The organism is Prosthecodimorpha hirschii, from assembly GCF_001305515.1.
Lineage (GTDB): Bacteria > Pseudomonadota > Alphaproteobacteria > Rhizobiales > Ancalomicrobiaceae > Prosthecodimorpha > Prosthecodimorpha hirschii.
Genome location: NZ_LJYW01000001.1, coordinates 3667003 through 3686590, shown reverse-complemented (window position 1 = coordinate 3686590; position 19588 = coordinate 3667003). Strand labels below are relative to the sequence as shown.

At 68.8% G+C, this 19588-nt stretch carries 19 protein-coding genes; 12 read left to right on the top strand and 7 right to left on the bottom strand.

What is annotated here, in order from left to right:
• Positions 1 to 2 precede the first annotated feature (2 nt).
• The 6 genes from ABB55_RS16135 to ABB55_RS16110 all read left to right on the top strand — a co-directional run bounded on the left by ABB55_RS16135 (position 3) and on the right by ABB55_RS16110 (position 6291).
• The gene (locus ABB55_RS16135; protein WP_083464135.1) at positions 3 to 1169 is read left to right on the top strand and encodes an ABC transporter ATP-binding protein; all 1167 of its coding nucleotides are present in this window, start codon (positions 3 to 5) and stop codon (positions 1167 to 1169) included.
• Between the two features lie 15 nt (positions 1170 to 1184).
• Positions 1185 to 2273, top strand: coding sequence for an ABC transporter ATP-binding protein (locus ABB55_RS16130; protein WP_083463671.1), 1089 nt, complete (start codon positions 1185 to 1187; stop codon positions 2271 to 2273).
• 17 nt (positions 2274 to 2290) lie between these two features.
• Positions 2291 to 2998: an isochorismatase family protein gene (locus ABB55_RS16125; protein ID WP_054359715.1), complete on the top strand. Its 708-nt coding sequence runs from the start codon at positions 2291 to 2293 to the stop codon at positions 2996 to 2998.
• A 194-nt stretch (positions 2999 to 3192) separates the two neighbouring features.
• On the top strand, positions 3193 to 4194 hold the full coding sequence (locus tag ABB55_RS16120; RefSeq protein ID WP_054359714.1) for an asparaginase: 1002 nt from the start codon (positions 3193 to 3195) through the stop codon (positions 4192 to 4194).
• A 12-nt stretch (positions 4195 to 4206) separates the two neighbouring features.
• Positions 4207 to 5124 carry a DMT family transporter gene (locus ABB55_RS16115; protein ID WP_054359713.1) on the top strand — a complete coding sequence of 306 codons (918 nt, stop codon included), beginning with the start codon at positions 4207 to 4209 and terminating at the stop codon, positions 5122 to 5124.
• A gap of 15 nt (positions 5125 to 5139) precedes the next feature.
• The gene (locus tag ABB55_RS16110) at positions 5140 to 6291 is read left to right on the top strand and encodes an AbrB family transcriptional regulator (RefSeq protein ID WP_054359712.1); all 1152 of its coding nucleotides are present in this window, start codon (positions 5140 to 5142) and stop codon (positions 6289 to 6291) included.
• A 73-nt stretch (positions 6292 to 6364) separates the two neighbouring features.
• Here the strand turns inward: ABB55_RS16110 and ABB55_RS16105 are convergent, their stop codons facing one another.
• Complete coding sequence (locus tag ABB55_RS16105; RefSeq protein WP_160321253.1) at positions 6365 to 7360, bottom strand: DMT family transporter; 996 nt, start codon at positions 7358 to 7360, stop codon at positions 6365 to 6367.
• A gap of 291 nt (positions 7361 to 7651) precedes the next feature.
• On the opposite strand from ABB55_RS16105, the gene ABB55_RS16100 reads away from it, so the two are divergent.
• On the top strand, positions 7652 to 8401 hold the full coding sequence (locus ABB55_RS16100; RefSeq protein WP_083463668.1) for an FCD domain-containing protein: 750 nt from the start codon (positions 7652 to 7654) through the stop codon (positions 8399 to 8401).
• A gap of 289 nt (positions 8402 to 8690) precedes the next feature.
• Here ABB55_RS16100 and ABB55_RS16095 read toward each other — a convergent pair whose 3' ends face one another.
• Entirely contained in the window at positions 8691 to 9404 is a 714-nt protein-coding gene (locus ABB55_RS16095; RefSeq protein WP_054359709.1) for an isochorismatase family protein, read from the bottom strand.
• A gap of 38 nt (positions 9405 to 9442) precedes the next feature.
• Positions 9443 to 10315 carry a DMT family transporter gene (locus ABB55_RS16090; RefSeq protein ID WP_054359708.1) on the bottom strand — a complete coding sequence of 291 codons (873 nt, stop codon included), beginning with the start codon at positions 10313 to 10315 and terminating at the stop codon, positions 9443 to 9445.
• Between the two features lie 649 nt (positions 10316 to 10964).
• Here ABB55_RS16090 and ABB55_RS16085 point away from each other — a divergent pair.
• The 4 genes from ABB55_RS16085 (at position 10965) to ABB55_RS16070 (ending at position 14987) form a co-directional block, all read left to right on the top strand.
• The gene (locus tag ABB55_RS16085; protein ID WP_054359707.1) at positions 10965 to 11909 is read left to right on the top strand and encodes an ABC transporter permease; all 945 of its coding nucleotides are present in this window, start codon (positions 10965 to 10967) and stop codon (positions 11907 to 11909) included.
• A gap of 14 nt (positions 11910 to 11923) precedes the next feature.
• Complete coding sequence (locus ABB55_RS16080; RefSeq protein ID WP_054359706.1) at positions 11924 to 12820, top strand: ABC transporter permease; 897 nt, start codon at positions 11924 to 11926, stop codon at positions 12818 to 12820.
• 11 nt (positions 12821 to 12831) lie between these two features.
• Positions 12832 to 13929 carry an ABC transporter ATP-binding protein gene (locus tag ABB55_RS16075; protein ID WP_054359705.1) on the top strand — a complete coding sequence of 366 codons (1098 nt, stop codon included), beginning with the start codon at positions 12832 to 12834 and terminating at the stop codon, positions 13927 to 13929.
• A gap of 89 nt (positions 13930 to 14018) precedes the next feature.
• On the top strand, positions 14019 to 14987 hold the full coding sequence (locus ABB55_RS16070; RefSeq protein WP_054362104.1) for an ABC transporter ATP-binding protein: 969 nt from the start codon (positions 14019 to 14021) through the stop codon (positions 14985 to 14987).
• A gap of 158 nt (positions 14988 to 15145) precedes the next feature.
• Here ABB55_RS16070 and ABB55_RS16065 read toward each other — a convergent pair whose 3' ends face one another.
• The 4 genes from ABB55_RS16065 to ABB55_RS30410 form a co-directional block, all read right to left on the bottom strand.
• Positions 15146 to 16549 (bottom strand): amidase, encoded by a 1404-nt coding sequence (locus ABB55_RS16065; protein WP_054359704.1) that lies wholly within the window; start codon positions 16547 to 16549, stop codon positions 15146 to 15148.
• 3 nt (positions 16550 to 16552) lie between these two features.
• Positions 16553 to 16741 (bottom strand): hypothetical protein, encoded by a 189-nt coding sequence (locus ABB55_RS16060; protein WP_054359703.1) that lies wholly within the window; start codon positions 16739 to 16741, stop codon positions 16553 to 16555.
• Positions 16742 to 16845: 104 nt separating this feature from the next.
• Positions 16846 to 18264 carry an Asp-tRNA(Asn)/Glu-tRNA(Gln) amidotransferase GatCAB subunit A gene (locus ABB55_RS16055; protein WP_054359702.1) on the bottom strand — a complete coding sequence of 473 codons (1419 nt, stop codon included), beginning with the start codon at positions 18262 to 18264 and terminating at the stop codon, positions 16846 to 16848.
• Positions 18265 to 18272: 8 nt separating this feature from the next.
• Positions 18273 to 18449, bottom strand: a complete 177-nt coding sequence (locus tag ABB55_RS30410; RefSeq protein ID WP_160321252.1) for a hypothetical protein — start codon at positions 18447 to 18449, stop codon at positions 18273 to 18275.
• Positions 18450 to 18637: 188 nt separating this feature from the next.
• Between ABB55_RS30410 and ABB55_RS16050 the strand changes: the two genes are divergently transcribed.
• A complete protein-coding gene (locus ABB55_RS16050; RefSeq protein ID WP_160321251.1) occupies positions 18638 to 19510 on the top strand; it encodes a DMT family transporter in 873 nt (290 codons plus the stop codon).
• Positions 19511 to 19588 lie beyond the last annotated feature (78 nt).

The following is a 19588-nucleotide window of genomic DNA, read 5'->3' as shown; positions in this document are numbered from 1 at the left end:
TCATGACGACCATCACGCGAGACCCTCCGAAGCTGGATGTCGTGCCCGAGGGCGATCCGCGCGACCGCGGCGGCCCGGCCCAGCCGCTGCTGATCGCTCAAGATTTGAAGAAATGGTTCCCGGTCCGCGGCGGCCTGCTCAACCGCGCCATCGGCCATGTCCGCGCCGTGGACGGCGTCACCTTCCAGGTGCTGAAGGGCGAGACGCTCGGCATCGTCGGGGAATCGGGCTGCGGCAAGTCCACCCTGGCCCGCCTCCTGATGCAGCTGATCCCGCACGATTCCGGCGTGCTGACCTTCGACGGCGACCCCATCGGCGAGATGCGCGGCATCTCCATGAAGGAGTTCCGCAAGGCCGTGCAGATGGTCTTCCAGGACAGCTATTCCTCGCTCAATCCGCGCCTGCCGGTCGAGGACTCGATCGCCTACGGTCCCAAGGTCCACGGCATGGCCGCCGCCGCGGCGAAGTCGCTGGCGCGGGAACTGCTCGAGAAGGTCGGCCTGCGCTCCAATTTGTTCGGCCAGCGCTATCCGCACGAACTGTCCGGCGGACAGAAGCAGCGCGTCAACATCGCCCGCGCCCTCGCGCTGTCGCCCCGGCTGTTGATCCTCGACGAGGCGGTTTCGGCGCTCGACAAGTCGGTGGAGGCGCAGGTGCTCAACCTGCTCCGCTATCTGAAGCGCCATTTCAACCTGACCTATGTCTTCATCTCGCACGATCTGAACGTCGTGCAGTATATCTCCGACCGGGTGCTGGTGATGTATCTCGGGCAGGTGGTCGAGATCGGGTCGGTCGACGGGATCTATACGTCGCCCAAGCATCCCTATACCCGCGCGCTGCTGACCTCGCGGCTGTCCATGGATCCGGACGAGCGGGTCGAGGATCCGCCGATCACCGGGGATCCGCCCAACCCGATCAATCCGCCGTCCGGCTGCCGCTTCCGCACGCGCTGCCCGTTCGCGGAAGCGGTCTGCGCCAGCGCCATGCCGACCCTGCCGAAATGGCTGGATGCGGACAGCCATGTCGCCGCCTGCCACATGCACGATGCCGCCGGCGGCCACAGCCGATCCGGCAATCCGCCCGGCGTGCTCGATCCCCTGCATGCTCTCGCGCCGGCCGGCCGCGGCCCGGCGCCGGTCGTCCCCCTGCGCCCCGCCGTCGTGGCCTGAACAGGAGCCGAAACCATGAGCTTCTTCTTCCGTTCCGCGCCGACGACGACCGCATCGGCATCGGCATCGGCATCGGCATCGCCATCGGCGCCGGTCGCCGACGGTGTCCGGCCGCTGGTCGAGGTCGAAGACCTCCAGGTCCGCTTCGTCTCCCGCGAGGCGACCGTCCACGCGGTCAACGGCGTCAGCTTCTCGCTGATGCCCGGCGAGGTTCTCTGCATCATCGGGGAATCCGGCTCCGGCAAGTCCGTGACCATGCGGGCCCTGATGCGCCTGCTGCCGGCCCACAAGACCCGGATGTCGGGGCGCATGCGCGTCGGCGACAAGGACGTCCTGGCGCTGTCCCCGTCGGAATTGACCGCCATGCGCGGCGCGCTCGTCTCGATGATCTTCCAGGAGCCGATGACCGCGCTCGATCCCGTCTACACGATCGGCGAACAGATCGCCGAAACCGTGATGCGCCACACCGGCTGCAGCCGGGCCGCAGCGCTGCGGCGCGGACTGGAGCTCCTGGAATTCGTCAAGGTCCCGTCGGCCGAACGACGGCTGAAGGCCTATCCGCACGAGCTTTCGGGAGGCCTGCGCCAGCGCGCCATGATCGCCATGGCGTTGTCCTGCAATCCGAGCCTGCTCCTGGCCGACGAGCCGACCACCGCGCTCGACGCCACGGTCCAGATCCAGGTGCTGATCCTGATGCGCAAGCTGCAGAAGGAACTCGGCATGAGCGTCATCTTCGTCACCCACGATCTCGGCGTCGCCGCCCAGATCGCCGACAAGGTGGCCGTCATGTATGCCGGCCGGATCGTCGAAATGGGCTCGGTCAAGGAGGTGCTGTCCAACCCGCAGCATCCCTACACCCGCGGCATGCTCGCCTCGACCGTGCACGGTCAGGATCGCGACCGCGACATCGAGGCGATTCCCGGCAGCCCGCCGGACATGCGCCGGCTGGCGCCCGGCTGCAGCTTCGCGCCGCGCTGCGCGCACGCCACGGAGGAATGCCTGGCCTCCGCCCCGCCGGAAATCCGGATGGGTCCGGCGCGGGCCGTGCGCTGCTTCCGCGCCGGGCAGTTCGGCGCGCCATCCGCATCACTCGCCATCGCCTGATCCGAGGAGGATACGCCATGCACACGGTTTCCATCCCGCAATCGGTCGTCGACCGGGTCGTCGCCCGGCGCGGTGCGGCCCATCCCTTCGCCGACCTGGACCCGGCCCGGACCGCCCTGGTGGTGGTCGATCTCCAGAACGGCTTCATGATGGATGGCGTCGGCCATGCCGTCTGTCCGACGGCGCGCGAGATCGTGCCCAACGTCAACCGGCTCGCCGCGGCCGTGCGGGGGACCGGCGGCAAGGTCTTCTGGATCCGCAACACCCACTATGACGAGTGCTTCACCTCCTGGTCGATCCTCCACGACTACACCGTGCCGGACAAGCGCGCGCACCGCATCCGCTCGATGTCCGAGGACACGCTCGGCAACGAACTCTGGGCCGATCTCGACGTGAAGCCCGAGGACGACATCGTGCGCAAGACGCGCTTCTCGGCCTTCATTCAGGGCTCGTCCGATCTGGAACTGCGCCTGCGCCGGCTGGGGATCGACACGCTGCTGATCACCGGCACCGTCACCAATGTCTGCTGCGAGACGACCGCGCGCGACGCCATGATGCTGAACTTCAAGACGATCATGATCACCGACGGCAATGCCGCGGCCAACGACGAAGAGCACAACGCCGCCCTGATCGCCTTCTACCTGACCTTCGGCGACATCCTGTCCACGGACGAGACCATCGCCTGCCTGGAGCGCAATGCCGGACTGAAGCTCGCCGCCGAGTGATCCGCGGCGGCGCGACCGCCGCCGGGCCGGCCGCCCCCCTCGGTCGGCACACCTGACCGCCCGCTGCCCGCGAGGGGCGGCGGGCGGCCTTTCCCCCTCCCGATTTCCCGGCCCGCGCGCTCCCCGTCATCCGCGGGCCCGCAACGGCCGTCCGCGCCCGTCGGCCCGACGGCATGCCCCTCAAAGGACAGACCATGCAGAAGCCCAAAGTCGCCGTCATCGGAACCGGCGGGACCATCTGTTCGATCGGTGTCGGGCCGTTCGACATCCTCGACTACGGCGCCAACGAATGCATGCTGCATGCCGACGAGGTGGTGGCGAAGTTCCCGGAGGTGCACGCGCATGCCGAGGTGATCCCGGTCCGCTACAAGGCCGTGCCGAGCCCCAACATCCACTTCGCGGTCTGGAAGGACCTCGTCCTGATGATGGACGACCTGGTCGCCAAGACCCCCGACCTCGCCGGCATCGTCATCCTGCACGGCACGGCAAGCCTCGAGGAAACCGCCTATTTCCTGTCGCTGACCGCCAAGGTCGCGGTGCCCATCGTGGTGGTCGGTTCGCAGCGTCCGGCCTCCGCGCTGTCGACCGATGCCGGCATGAATCTCGCGAATGCGATCCGGACCGCCGCCGCGCCGGCCTCGCGCGGGCTCGGGGTTCTGGTCCTGCTCAACGACGAGATCCACGCCGCGCGCGAGGTGACCAAGACCTCGACCTTCCGCCTGCAGACCTTCCGGTCGCCGGATTTCGGCGTGCTCGGCCATGCAGACGGCGATACGATCGTGTTCTACCGCAAGCCGATCCGGCGGGCGGCGCCGGAGACCGAGTTCGACATCCGCGCCCTGGACGCCCTGCCGCGGGTCGACATCGTCTATGCCTATACGGGCTCGGACGGGACCGCCGCGCGGGCCTTCGTCGAGGCGGGCGCGAAGGGCGTGGTGTCGGCCGGCTTCGCGCCGGGCTTCGCCGGCCAGGGCGACGCCGACGTGCTCAAGGCGGCAGTGGCCGAAAAGGGCGTGGTGGTCGTGCAGTCGACCCGGGCCGGCTCCGGCCGCACCTTCCGCGGCAAGCGCCTGCGCGAGATGGGGTTCCTGATCGCCGACAATCTCAACCCGCAGAAGGCCCGCCTGCTGCTCTCGCTGGCGCTGACCCGGACCTCCGACCCGGCCGAGATCGAGCGCATGTTCCTGACCTATTGAAAGGGTATCGCCATGACGGCGACCACGATCGATGCGCCGCGGATCGACCGGGTCGCGCGCGACCCGCGCCGGGGCATCCTGCTGATGGCGCTCGGCATCGCGCTCTTCTCGCTGCTCAACGCTGCGGTGAAATGGCAGTCGGAGACCTTTCCGATCAACCAGATCATCTTCTTCCGCAACGCCTTCGCCCTGATCCCGGTGCTCGTCATGGCAAGGCGGATGGGCGGCCTGCCGGCGCTGCGGACGGCACGGCCGCGCGAGCAGATCCTGCTGGCACTGGTGTGGACCGGCGTCCTGGTCCTGATGTTCGGCGCCTACCACATCATGCCGCTCGCCGACGCCACCGCGATCTCCTTCCTGCAGCCGATCGTGGTCACTCTCCTGTCCGCACCGCTCGCCGGCGACAGGGTCGGCTGGCGCGATTGGGGCGCCGTTCTGGTCGGCATCGCCGGGGTGCTGCTGATGGTCGATCCGACCGGCCGGGGATCCGTCTTCGGCGCCGCGCTGGCCTTTTCCGGCATGGTCCTGTCGGCCTTCTCGATGATCATGCAGCGCCGGCTTTCCAGGACCGAGACCTCGATTTCGGTCGTCGTCTGGACGCTCGGCATCTCGGCCGCCACCATGGTGCCGACTCTGCCCTTCTCCTGGGTGATGCCGAGCGGTGCGCAACTGGCCGGCCTGATCGCCATGGGGCTGGCCTCGGGCGCCTTCCAGTATCTGACCGTGCGCTCGCTCTACCATGCCAGCGCGGCGGCGGTTTCGGCGGTCAGCTACACCAAGATGATCTGGGCGATCGTGATCGGCTTCGTCGCCTTCGGCGACGTGCCGACCCCGGCCGTCCTGCTCGGCACCCTGGTCATCCTGGCGTCGACCGTCCTTGCCTATGGCTCGGGGCGCAGGGATGCTGCGGCCCCGGAGGAGACGCGCTGACCGGAGACATTTCGCTTGCAAGACCGCATCGCTTCCCTGCGCGCCCTCGTGGCCGCCTTCGCGCCCGCCCGCTTCCCGTACCTGCGCTTCCTCGTTGCGCTCGGCATCGGCTGGTGCGGCGGCTCTGTCTTCGCCTGGCTTCGGCTCCCGCTGCCTTGGATGCTGGGACCGATGTCGATGCTGACGATCGCCTCGCTGCTGCGCCTGCCGGTCGCCGCCCCCGCGGTGATCCGGCCGCCGATGACCGCCGTGATCGGCATCATGCTCGGCGCATCCTTCAAGCCCGACATGCTCGATCACATCGGTACGTGGTTCGCCACCATGCTGGGTCTCGCCCTGTTCGTGGCCGTCGCGGCACTCGCCTGCATCGTCTACCTGCACAAGGTCGCCGGGTTCGATCGCGAGACGGCCTATTTCTCGGGCATGCCCGGCGGGCTGGTGGAGATGATCGAACTCGGCGAGCAGCGCGGGGCGGATCACAACACGATCGCGCTCGCCCATTCGGCCCGCATCCTGATGATCGTGTTCACCCTGCCGTTCCTGGTTCAGTGGCTGGAAGGGGTCTCGATCGGCAACCGCAGCCAGCTCGGTGCGGGGTTGGCGGCGGCACCCTGGTCGGGCCTGGAACTGATGATCCTGTGCGGCTTCGCCGGCGCCTGGGCCGGCCGCCGGCTCGGGCTGCCCGGCCCCTACCTGCTCGGCCCGATGCTGACCTCCGCGGCGATCCATGTCGCCGGCATCACCGACTTCGCGCCGCCGCGGGAGATCGTCAACACCGCCCAGATGGTGCTCGGCACGGTGCTCGGTTGCCGCTTCGCCGGCACGCCGCCGGCCGCGATCCTGCGCGTGCTGCGGATCGCGCTCGGCTCGACCGCGATCCTGCTCGCCGTGACCGTCGCCTTCGCCTGGGGGCTCGGCCGGCTGACCGGCCACGGCATGGTGCCGATCATGCTCGCCTACTCGCCGGGCGGCCTCGCCGAGATGAGCCTCGTCGCCCTGGCGCTGCACACCGACGTGGCCTTCGTCGCGGCGCACCACATCGTGCGCATCGTGCTGGTCATGGTCAGTGCCGGACCGATCCTCCGGCTGCTCGACCGGATCGATCCGAAGCCGGCCCCGTCCGCGCAGGCGGCCGCCCCGAAGCCCCTCGATCAGGCCGCGGAATGACGGGATTGCGGTCTCCGGGCCGCAGGGCGCCGGGCCGCTGGCACCCTGACCGCTAAACCCCGGGCCGCCGACCTCACTCGGCCGGGGCGCCGGCGGGTCCGGCGACCGGCGCCCGCCGGACGGCTCGAGACCGCTCGTAGACGATCGAATAGACCGACGCTCCGACGATGATCGCCGCGCCGAACAGGGTCGCCGGACTCGGTCCCTCGGCGAACAGCCAGAGGCCGAGACCGCTCGCATAGACGAGCCGGAGATAGTCGGCCGAGGCGACGGCGGCAGCCTCGCCGACGCGGAAGCCCGCGAAGTTCAGGCTCTGGCCGGCCCCGGAGAGCAGGCCGACCGCGACCATCAGGAGCCATTCGGAACCGGTCGGCGGGACCCAGTTCAGCACCGCCGGGACGAGGAAGACCAGTCCGACCCCGATCGACTGATAGGCCATCACGGTGGTCAGCTGTTCCTTCTGGGCGAGCCGCCGGATGATGACCATGATCAGGCCGGCCGCGGCGGCGGAAATGAGCGACAGCAAGGCGTAGACGTCGAGACCCTCCGTGGAGGGCCGCATCATGACCAGCACGCCGATGAATCCAAGAACCGTCGCGAACCAGCGCTGCCGGGTGACGGTCTCGCCGAGAATCACGATGGCGAAGACGGTAACGAAGAAGCTCTTGGAGAAGCCGATCGCGACCGCATCGGCCAGCGGCATGTGCACGATGGCGGCAAACCCGGCGCCCATCGCGATCACCGAAAGGGTGACCCGCAGCGCATGCAGGCCCGGATAGGGCGTGCGGAAAGCTCGGATCGGCGAGCGCAGGACGGTCGGCGCGACGAACAGGGAGAGCACCGCCTGGCGGACGAACAGGATCTCGAGAATGGGTATTCGGGTGCCCAGCACCTTGATCAGCGCCGACATCACGGTGAAGAATATGCCGGAGAGCAGGATCCAGACGATTCCGCGCACATTGGCGGGGATGTCGTCCCAGCGTCCGCGCAGGAGGCTCGATCGCTCGGCGGCCTGTCGGCGCCCACGGCTCCAGAGTCCGGAGACGGCGCCCTGTCGGTGGTCTGGCATGAGCATCCCTGGCGAGGCCGCTGCGTAACTTTACGGATTGGATACCAGCAGGTGGCTGAGGCAGTATTGAATACAGAGGTCAGTAGCCTCGCCGGCACCGCCGCGCAAGTCCGATAGGCCGAAAATGCTGCAATTTCGTGAGATTCCGGCGCGCTGATCCGACCGTTTCGGGATTGCGTACGATTGGGCGATTGGACACTGGACAGGGCGCGCCGGCTCGGCTAGATGGCGGGCCCGGATCCTGCGGCCGACATGCGGCAAGACGCGGCGGCCGGGCCCTAATCGAGTGGAATGCACGGCCCGCAAGGCGGGTTCGGGGAGGAGGACAGGTACCCTATGGCAACGCGCAGCCAGGCCGTCACCCGCACTCTTCGCAATGGGATCCTGAACGGGGAATATGCCGGCGGGATGCGGATGAACGAGATCGACCTCGCCACATCCCTCGGCGTTTCGCGCACCCCGATCCGCGGCGCCCTGTCCACGCTCGCCGCCGAGGGGCTGCTCGACTACACCCCGAACAGCGGCTACGCCGTCCGCAGCTATTCCTCCAAGGACATCGCAGCGACCTACGAGGTGCGCATCGCGCTCGAAGCCCTCGCGGCGCGCCTCGCCGCCGAACGGGGATTCTCGGACGAGGAACGCGGCCAGATGCACCGGGTGCTGAGCGAATCGGCCCAACTGGTCGACGAGCACCAGTGGACCGAGGAGACCCGCGTCCGCTGGACCGATCTCAACGAACAGTTCCACCAGATCATCCACCAGGCTGCCGACAATCCCTATCTGGTCGCCCTGATCCGGAAATCCCGCGACGTTCCGATCATCGCGCATATCCGCTTCCAGTGGTTTGACGCCGAATTCCTGACCCAGGCGCATTGGGATCACGTCGAAATCGCCGACGCCATCTTCAACCGGCAGCCCGCGCGCGCCGAGGCGCTGGAACGCGAGCACATCTACCGCGCCGGCCGCAGGCTGGTGCAGCAGTGGAAGAAGGTCGAGGCCAAGAAGTCGGAAAAGGCCTCGCGGGTCCGCCCCGCCGCCTGATCGGCCCCCGCATCCCTCGATCCGGTCGCCCGGCCGGGCTTTCGGCGCCTGTCGGCGCGCGGGCGGCCTTCGAAAGGCGTGCCGGGTAGGGCGTGCCGGTGCCGGTCGACCGGACCGCCAGCAGGGCGGCCCGGCCTCGCCGATCTGGATCCAATTCGGGTACCGAGCGTGCCGGCCCCGGCCCGCCTCTGCCGGCAGGGGTCGAAACGGGCCCCGGCCGTTCGCCCCGGCGCCGCTGTCGCCCCGGTGCCGTTGCAGGCCGGGCGTCGTTGCCGCCTGGGCCGGCAGACTACTCGGCCGCGTCCGCCAGCGCCGCCGCTCCGCCGGCCTCGATCATCGCCACCACCTCTTCGGTCGAACGGACATCGGCGAACAGGGCCAGCATGTTGCCGAGGGTCGCGTTGTGCTCCTCGTCGGTCCGGCAGGCATTGGCGTCCGACAGGAAGACGACCTTGTAGTTCATCATCATCGCGTCGCGGGCGGTGGATTCACAGCAGACATTGGTCGCCGTGCCGACGATCAGCAGGGTGTCGATGCCGGCGGCCTGGAGCCTCTCGTGGAGGTCCGACGAGCCCGGCACGAAGGCGCCGAAGCGCTCCTTCTCGATCGCCCAGTCCTGCGGCTGCACGGTCAGGTCCGGATAGATGGCGTGGCCGAAGCTGCCGCGCGTGAAGGCCTCGATCATCCGGCCGCGCAGACCGGGCTCCATGAAATGGTCGAACCAGGTCCCCCAGCTCGCGCGCGTCGCGTCGGTCACGGTGTTCTGGATATAGACGACCTGCCCGCCGGCCGCGCGCAGCGCGTCCCCGATGGCATTGACGTTCGGCACGATCTCGCGGGCATTGGCGATCTCGGACGGCTGGCCCGGCGCCATGAAGCCGTTCTGCAGGTCGACCACGATCATGGCCGTCCGGACCGGATCGATCCGGTCGAAGACATGCAGGCGGCCGCGCCGCTGCATCACGCGATCGATGACAAAGGGGGGAATGGCGATCTTGTGCATGGGTCTGCTCCGGTTTGGGTTTCGGTCGAAGGCCCCGGTCAGGACTCCTCCCTGCGGAGAACCAGGACGGCGGCGGCGATCACGACGGCGGCGCCGAGCAGGACGGCCGGGGACGGCGTGACGGCGAACCAGGCCACATCGATCGCCAGCGCCCAGACGATGCCGGTGTAGCGGGTCGGCGCGATGGCGGCGACGCTGGCGTGGTGCAGGGCGAGCGTGGTCAGATATTGCAGGATCCCGCAGGCGATGCCGGTGGCGACCAGGGCGGCGACCTGCCAGGGCGTCGGCGTCACCCAGCCGACCGCGAGCAGCGGCAGCGCGGCGGCGCCCGAGATCGCCATGGTCCAGAACAGGATCGCGATCGACGGGTCGGTGGCCGTCATCCGGCGCAGCTGCAGCATCGAGATGGCGCTGGCGAGCGTCCCGGCGACCGCGCAGAGGGCGCCGACGTTGAGGCTCTCGCCGCTCGGGCCGACCATCAGCAGCACGCCCGCGAGCCCCATCAAAACCGCCGTCCATTGCGCCGCCGACACCCGCTCGCCGAGGAACGGCGCCGACAGCGCGACCACGATCAGCGGCTGGGCGAAGGAGATCGCCGTCGCATCGGTGATCGGCATCAGCTTGTAGGCGAAGAAATAGCCGTAGAGGGTCAGGAAGAAGAGCAGCGCCTGGACCACCTGCGGCCCGAACCGGGACGGCTTCAGCACGCGCAGTCCGCCCATCGTGCCGGCCATCATGACGATCGGAATCAGGGCCGCGAAATTGCGGAACACGATGATCTGGGTGATCGAGACCTGGGCCGAGAGTTCCTTGATGGCGGCATTGACGATCGAGAACAGACCGATCCCGACCAGCATCAGCATCACGCCCGTGCGCTCGTTGCGCGGGGAAGGAACGGCGAGATCGGTCATCCGGAACAGCCTTCGGGCCGAAGCCGGCCCGCCGTGAAGCGGCCAGCCGTGAAGCGCCGCGAAACGACGGCACCGGCGAGGGTAGCACCGTCTTGACTGGATACAATAATGCGATCTGCGAGAAGTTTGTGCATCAACGGCGACCGGCGGGCTCCGTCGTGCCGGCCGGGCGGACGGAACGGAACCCCGGCCTTCAGGGCCAGCCATTCGCCATTTCCCCCCGATTGCGGCCGGGATTCCGACCGATTGCCTTACGGAAGAAGCCGGGCCGAGGCCGATCTCCGCAGGCGCCGGGCGACGGCGATCGCCAGGGCCGTGGCCGGCCCGCCGCCCAGGGTGCCGCCATCGTGATCAGGCGATGATCGTCCCATGATCATTATGGATACAATATCCTCGGATGCGGGGTCCTATGGGCGAAGCCGCGGGTCCATCGGCCCCATTCGGAGGACATGCGATTCGCGCGGAGTCCTGCCCCACACGGCGGGGGATCGACGGACACGGGGCTCGGGCGTGATTGCATCCCATCGTCTGGCATGACGATTGCTGGATCCGATCCTGGCCGATACGCCGAACGCGGCCGATGCCGGTCGATCTTCCGCGGCAGAGCCCGGCCCGGTCCTGCCGGCCCGCCTTCGCAAGGACAGTGCCGATGCTCGTCTATGCCCTGGTCCGCATTCTCTACACGATCCCGATTCTGCTGGGTGTCTCGCTGATCGCCTTCGGGCTGATCCATCTGGTGCCCGGCAACCCGCTCGATCTGCTTCTCCCGCCGGAAGCGCCGAAGGAACTGGTCGATCAGATCAAGGCCAAATACGGCTTCGACCAGCCGCTCTACATTCAATATTTCACATGGCTCGGCCGCGTGGCCGTCGGCGATCTCGGCAATTCGGTGTTCACCGGCGAACCGGTGCGCGAACAGCTGATCAGCGCCTTGTCGAACACGCTGGTGCTGGCCATCCCGGCCGCCGTTCTGGGCTTCGCGCTCGGCATCTTCCTGGGCGCCGTGGCGGGCTTCAACCGCGACACCTGGATCGACAAGCTGGCTTCGGCGATCGCCATCACGGGCGTGAGCATGCCGCACTACTGGGGCGCGATCGTCTCCGTCATCCTGTTTTCGGTCATCCTCAACTGGCTGCCGGCGACCGGCATGGGGCCGTCCGGCGGCCTGCCGCAGAGCTGGGAGGACGTGACCCACATGATCCTGCCGGTCGCGACCCTGTCGCTGATCCCGATGGGGGTGATCAGCCGGCTGGTTCGGGCGACCGTGCTGGAGATCAACGGGCAGGAATTCACCGCGGCCCTGCGCGGCAAGGGCCTGCGCCGCAAGCGGATCATCTATCACGTCCTGAAGAATGCGGCCCCGCCCGCCATGGCGCTGATGGGCCTTCAGTTCGGCTACCTGCTCGGCGGCTCGATCCTGGTCGAGACCGTCTACAACTGGCCGGGATCGGGGCAGTTGATGAACCTCGCCATCTTCCGGCGCGACATCCCGGTCCTGCAGGCGACCGTGGTGGTCCTGTCCTTCTTCTTCGTCCTCATCAACCTGTCGGTCGACGTGCTCCAGGCGGCCATCGACCCGCGCATCCGCCGCTGAACCGGGAGGCCCCGATGTCGATCACAGCCGCCGCTCCGGCGATATCGATCCCCGCCCCGGTCGCCGGCAAGGGCTACTGGCGCCTGGTCGGCGAACGCCTGGCCCGCGACAAGGTCACGCTGGTCGTCGCCGCGATCCTGCTGGCGGTGATCCTCGTCGCCATCTTCGCCCCGCTGATCACCGCCCACGACCCCTATGTCGGCCGCGTCGCCAACCGCCTCAAGCCCATCGGCACGCCCAACCACTGGCTCGGCACCGACGAGGTCGGCCGCGATCTCTGGACCCGGCTCGCCTATGGATCGCGGCTGACGCTGCTGACCGGCGTCACGCCGGTCATCGTCGCGACGCTGATCGGCGCGACGCTCGGCATCGTCGCCGGCATCGGCGGCCGGGTGGTCAACACGCTGGTGATGCGGACGATGGACGTGTTCTACGCCTTCCCGTCCGTGCTGCTCGCCATCGCCATCTGCGGCGTGCTCGGGTCGGGCGTGCGCAACATGATCCTGTCGCTGACCATCGTGTTCATTCCGCCGGTCGTGCGGGTCAGCGAGAGCGTCACCACCCAGGTCCGCAGCCTGGATTTCGTCGAAGCGGCGCGGGCGACCGGCGCCAGCCTCGCCATGGTGATCCGCCACCAGGTCATCGCCAACGTGCTCTCGCCGATCCTGGTCTATGCGACCAGCCTGGTTTCGCTGTCGATCATCCTGGCGGCCGGGCTGTCCTTCCTGGGCCTCGGCGTCGCGCCGCCCAATGCCGAATGGGGCTCGATGCTCAATGCCCTGCGCCAGTCGATCTACGTCAATCCGGTCAATGCCGCGCTGCCCGGCCTGGTCATCCTGATCACCTCGATGGCGTTCAACCTGATGAGCGACGGGCTCCGGTCCGCCATGGATGTCCGGCTGCCGCGCTGAGGAGGCGAAGCATGAAACCGTCTGCCGATCTGCCCTCGACGAAAAGCCCGGCGGCCGAACCGCGCGACCGCGGCGGGCCGGCCCAGCCGCTGCTGATCGTCGAGGGGCTGCGCAAGCATTTCCCGCTGAAGGGCCTGCCCTTCACCCGCCGCCCGGTGGTGCAGGCCGTCGACGGCGTCTCCTTCGCGGTGAAGAAGGGCGAGACGCTCGGCATCGTCGGGGAGTCCGGGTGCGGCAAGTCGACCACGGCACGCCTGCTGATGCACCTGATCGAGCCCGATGCCGGGACGATCGTCTTCGACGGCGATCCGGTCGGCGGCCTGCGCGGCATCTCGGTGCGCGATCTGCGCCGGCAGATGCAGATGGTGTTCCAGGACAGCTATTCGTCGCTCAATCCGCGCGCGCAGATCGCCGACATCATCGCCTTCGGCCAGATCGCCCACGGCCGCGACGCGACCGAGGCGCGCGAGCGGGCCCACGACCTGCTCGCCCGCGTCGGTCTCGCCCCGCATCTCTTCGCCCGGCGCTATCCGCACGAACTGTCCGGCGGCCAGCGCCAGCGCGTCAACATCGCCCGCGCGCTCGCCATGGACCCGCGCCTCGTCCTGCTCGACGAAGCGGTGTCGGCGCTCGACAAGTCCGTCGAGGCCCAGGTGCTCAACCTGCTGCAGGACCTGAAGCAGGACCTGAACCTCACCTACATCTTCATCAGCCACGATCTCAACGTCGTGCGCTACATGTCCGACCGCGTCGTCGTGATGTATCTCGGCCGGATCGTGGAGATCGGCGAGGTCGAGGCACTCTACCGCCAGCCCCGCCATCCCTATACGCGTGCGCTGCTCTCGGCCGTGCCGACGCTCGACCCACGCCGGCGCACGGAGGCGCCGCCGCTGACCGGCGATCCGCCCAACCCGATCAACCCGCCCTCCGGCTGCCGCTTCCGGACCCGCTGTCCCTTCGCCGAAGGCGTCTGTGCCGACCGGACGCCGATCCTGGCGGCCATCGGCGAGGGCGTCGACCATGCCGTCGCCTGCCACATGGACACGGCCGGGTCCGGCCACAGCAAGGCGCCAGCGGCGCCCGTTTCCAGCCTGGAGGCCGCCGAATGAACGTTCACGCCCATTTCGTCGCCCAGCTCCACGGTGCCCGGCCGATTGCCGATCCGGCCGCCTCCGACGCCCTGGTCGATGTCGAGGACATGACCGTGACCTTCCGGTCGCGCGAACGGGTCGTGCACGCGGTCAACGGCGTCTCCTTCTCGCTGCGCCGCGGCGAGGTGCTCGGCATCCTGGGCGAATCCGGCTCCGGCAAGTCGGTCACGCTGCGCGCGCTGATGCGGCTGCTGCCCGACCACGCCCAGGTCGGCGGCAAGGTCGTGGTGGCCGGCCATGACGTGGCGCGGCTCGACGAGAGCCGGCTCGAAGACGTGCGCGGCCGCGCGATCTCGATGATCTTCCAGGAACCGATGACGGCGCTCGATCCGGTCTTCACCATCGGCGAGCAGATCGCCGAGACGGTCCGCCGGCACGAGGGCTGCGACCGGCGCACGGCCGAGGCCCGGGCCCTGGACCTGCTCGACATGGTGCAGATTCCGAGCGCCAGGCGCCGCCTCAAGGCCTATCCGCATGAAATGTCCGGCGGCATGCGCCAGCGCGCCATGATCGCGCTCGCGCTCTCGTGCCGGCCGAGCGTGCTGCTGGCCGACGAGCCGACGACGGCGCTCGACGTGACGGTCCAGATCCAGGTGCTGCTCCTGCTGCGCAAGCTGCAGAAGGAACTCGGCATGGCGGTGATCTTCGTCACCCACGATGTCGGCGCGGCGATCGAGGTCTCCGACCGGCTCGCCGTCATGTATGCCGGCCGCTTCGTGGAGACCGGCACCGCCATCGACATGATCGAGACGCCGCGCCACCCCTACACCAACGGGCTGCTCGACTCGATGCTGTCCGGCGACAAGCGCGGCCAGCGGCTCGAGACCATCCCGGGCGCGCCGCCGAGTCTCGGCCAGGCGCCGGCCGGCTGCTCCTTCGCGCCGCGCTGCCGTTTCGCCGCGACCTCCTGCACGCTCGCCCTGCCGGAACCGACCGCCTTCTCGCCGACCCATACGGCGCGCTGCTTCCGCATGGACACCAAGGCCGAGCGCTTCGCCATGCTGGCCGATGCCTGACGACGCGGCCTCCGACCGAGCCGCGCCCGCGGCCGGTGGGTCCACCGCAGTGCATGTCCCGCCCGACGTGATACGGCCCGCAACCGGCTACCCGGTGCGGGCCGTCGCATTTCGGCGGTCGCGGCAGGGTCCGGCCGGGGATGCCGGCCGGAAGCCCGTCACGCCGCAAGCGCCATGGCCGGCCGGCGGCTCTTCCAGGGCGTGGCCTTCTCGTAGGCGTCACCGAGGCCGAACAGGACCGGCTCGGCGAAGGCCTTGCCGACAAGCTGCATCGACAGCGGCAGGCCGGTCGACGAGAAGCCCATCGCGACACACAGCGCGGGCAGGCCGGTGACGTTGAACGGCATGGTGAGCGAAGGCGTGCGGAAGAACAGGTATTTCGGCACGGCGTCGATCGGCTGGGCCGGGAAGGGCGAACCGACGGTCATCAGAACGTCGACGGTCTTCATGACCTCGGCCACCTTGGCGGCGAGTTCGCGCCGCTTGTAGCCCGCCGCCACATAGTCGGCCGCGGTGAAGAAGGCCCCCATGGTGATGCGATCGCGACCGAATTCGCCATAGAGCTCGGGGCTCGCCTGCAGGGTCTTCTCATGGATCGCGAAGGCCTCGGACGCCATGATGGTGACGCCCACGGCGGCGAAGTCGGCGAGCGGCGGCAGGGTCACGTCGACGACCTCGCAGCCGAGCCCGCCGAGGACCCTGATCGCCTCCTCGAGCGCGGCCAGCACTTCGGGCGTCGCCGGATTGTCGGTCTCGTGGAAATGCCGGATGACGCCGATGCGCAGCCCCTGCACCGGCTTGCCGATCTCCGCCGCATAGTCGGGGATCGGCACCCGCGCGCTGGCCGGATCGCCCGGATCGTGGCCGGCCAGCGCCTGCATCATCAGCGCACAGTCTTCCGAGGTCCAGCACATCGGCCCGGCATGGTCGAGCGACTGCGACAGCGGCAGGATGCCCTTGCGCGACAGGAGCCCGTAGGTCGGCTTGATGCCGGCGAGGCCGCACAAGGCCGAGGGACCGCGGATCGAGCCACCGGTATCGGTCCCCATGGCACCCAGAACCAGCCCGGCCGCCACGGCGGCGCCCGAACCCGAGGACGATCCGCCGGTGGTGTGGTCCGGATTCCAGGGATTGCGCGCCGGCGGGGTCAGGATGTCGAACGACGGGCCACCGATCGCGAATTCGAAGGTGCCGAGCTTGCCGGTGATGACCGAGCCGGCCTGACGCAGCTTGGTCACCGTGGTGGCGTCCTCATCCGGGACGCGGGTCGCAAGCAGGCGGGAATGGCCGGTCGTGCGGGTGCCGGCGGTGTCGTAGATGTCCTTGAGACCGATCGGGATGCCGTGCAGCGGCCCCTTCCAGCCGCCGGCGGCGATCTCCGCCTCGGCCGTGCGGGCGGCCGCGAGGGCGATGTCCTCGGTCAGTTCGACATAGGCGCAAAGCACGTTGTCGAGGCGTTTGGTCTTGGCGATGCAGGCCTGGGCCAGTTCGACCGGCGACAGCTTGCGCGCCTTGATCAGCTTGGCGGCCTCGGCGATGGTCAGGAAGGTCGGGTCGCTCATGGCTCAAAAGGCTCCGGGGCTGAAGATCGAGGCCGGCTCGGCGTCGTAGCCGCGCGGATTTCTCAGGCGCGCGCGGATCTCCCGGACGAGCGGATAGAGCGCGTAGAATTCCTCGAACCGCTCGGGGGAGAGCGTGAGGCCGCGATCGGCGACGATCGCCGCGAAGGCTTCCTTGGTGATGGGGTCCGGCATGGCGGAACTCCTGCGGGTTGGACGGTGGGCGGGCGATGGGACGTTCGGCGGCCGGGCGGCGATTGCTGGGTCGCGGGCGGCCGACCGCCGGGCGCGGGATGCGGCTATTGGGCAGCGGCGGCAAAGGGTTCGGCGATGACCGGCCGGCGGTCGCGCCAGGCGGTGGCCTTCTCGTAGGCATGGCCGACCTTGAGCACGAGGTCGTCCTGGAAGGGCCGGCCGACGATCTGCATGGACAGCGGCAGGCCGTCGGAGGAGAAGCCGGACGGCGTCGACAGGGCCGGCGAGCCGGTCACGTTGAAGGCGCGGGAGAAGAGCGACTTCCGCTTCGACATGAAGGCGGCGACCTCGCCGAGGAGCGGCGCCGGATCCGGGGTGGTCGGCGTGACGATCACGTCCACGGTGGTCATCACGGCGGCCAGTTCGCGGATCAGTTCGCCGCGCAGGCGCAGCGCATTGACATAGTCGGGCGCGCGGACGAGCGCCCCCATGCTGATGCGCTGGCGCGCGATCGCCCCGTAGAGCTCCGGTGTCCTGGTCAGATACTGCTCGTGGATGGCATAGGCTTCGGAGCGCGAGATCAGCGTGCCGGTGTCGTTGTAGGTGCCGAGCGGGGACAGCGTCACCTCGACGATCTCGGCGCCGAGCGCGCGATAGACCTCCAGGGCCGCCTCGATCGCCGCCTTGGTCTCAGCGCCGCAGTCCACGTCGGTTTCCCAGAAGTGGCGCGGCACGCCGATCCGCAGCCCCTTCAGGCTTGGCGACAGGGCGGCGGCGAAATCCGGGATCGGCACGTCGGCGCTGCCGGGGTCGAGCGGATCGTGGGCCGCGAGCGCCTGCATCATCAAGGCGCAGTCCTCGGAGGTCCAGCACATCGGGCCGCCATGGTCGAGGCTGAAGGACAGCGGCAGGATCCCGCGCCGGCTGACCAGCCCGTAGGTCGGCTTCAGACCGGCGATGCCGCACCAGGCGGCCGGAAACCGGATCGAACCGCCGGTATCGGTGCCCATTCCGGCCATGGCCAGGCCCGCCGCCACGGCGGCGCCGGTCCCGGACGAAGACCCGCCCGGATCGTGCTTCGGATTCCAGGGATTGCGCGCCGGCGGCCAGGGCAGATCGAAGGAGGTGCCGCCGATGGCGAACTCCCAGGTCGCGGTCTTGCCGAGCAGGACCGTGCCGGCCTCGGCGAGCAGCCGGGTCGTGACCGCATCCTCGGCGGGGACGTGATCCTTGAAGAGAGCGGAATGCGCCGTCGTGGCGATGCCGGCGGTGTTGTAGATGTCCTTCAGCGCGATCGGAATGCCGTGCAGCGGTCCGCGTGACCGGCCGGCCATGATCTCCGCTTCCGCCCTGCGGGCATCCGCCATGGCCTTGTCGGCGGTCACCAGAATGTAGGCGTTGAGCCCGGCGTCGTAGCGCTCGATGCGCTCCAGGAAGGCCCGGGTCAGTTCGACGGGCGAAAGCTTGCGCGCCGCGATCTGCCTGGAGGCCTCGGCGATGGTCAGAAAGCACAGGTCGGTCACGGCGGGCCTCACTTCTTCCAGAGCCGAAGCGCCTGCACGGGCTCGGTGAGATAGGACCAGTCGCGGCGGACGGTCGCGGCGGCGGCGGCGAGATCGGCGGCGAGCGCGGCCAGCTTCTCCACATCGCCCGGCGGCAGCTTCAGCCCGGCAGCCGCGAGCTGCCGGTCGACGGATAGGTCGGCCATCGAAAGTCTCCTCGATTGAAACAGGCAGAGTGCCGGATTGGATGCAATCCGGGCCTGCGCCTTGCAAGGCACGCGCCATCGGGGCCGCCACGGCGGCGGAATGCACGGATCCCTTCGGGCACCCCCGCAGGCCCCTGCGGGGACGACGGACCGGGAGCGGCGTGACGATGCGGAGCGAGGGCGACAGGGTGAGCGAGAACGCCGTAAAGATCGGTATTTATTGGATGATTGCGAGCACGATCTGTCTCAGCGTGGGCAATTCGGCGGTCCGGGTAGTGGCGGCCGATCTGCATCCGTTTCAGATCAGCTTCATGGCCAACACCCTGATCCTGGCCGTCGTCTGGCCTGCCTTCAAGGAGCGTGCGGATCCGATCCATCGCCCAACGAGGCGGCGATTGTACACTTTTACGGCAATCTTCGGCGGCATCTCGAATCTGAGCTGGTTCTATGCGCTGGCCAACGTACCCCTGGCAGAGGCCACGGCGGTCACCTTCGCGGCGCCGATCCTGGTGACCGCGCTGGCCGGCGTGATGTTCGGCGAGAAGGTCGGACTCGAGCGCTGGCTGGCCGTTCTGGCCGGGTTTTCCGGCGTCATCCTGATCGTTCGCCCTGGTTTCACGGCGCTCGATGCCGGCATGGTGGCGGTCCTGATCTCGACCGTCGGCATGGCCGCGCTCTATGTGCTGTCCAAGCAGCTGACCCGCGTCGAGGGCATGCGCCGCGCCGCCGCCATGATGACCGCCATCCCGGTGGTGATGAGCGCCATCCCGGCCGTCTGGGTCTGGAAGACGCCATCATTGAGTACAATGGGCTGGATCGTTGCCATGGCCGCAGTGATATATGGCGGCCGCATGTCGATGCTGCTCGCCTTCCGCAATGCGCCGGCGTCCGTGGTCATGCCCTTGGATTTCGGCCGTCTTCCGTTCATTGCCGCGATCGCCTACGTCGCCTTCGGCGAGGTTCCCGATGGCCTTGCACTCGCCGGTGCGGCCTTGATCGTCGTCGCTTCCGGCTACGTTGCCCTGCGCCCGCCGACGGTTGGTGGACAAAACGTGGCATGACGATTGCTTTGGATACAATATCGCAGCTTTGCGGCGACCGCCACGCTGACGGCGGTCGCCGGCTCCCCCGATCTGAGA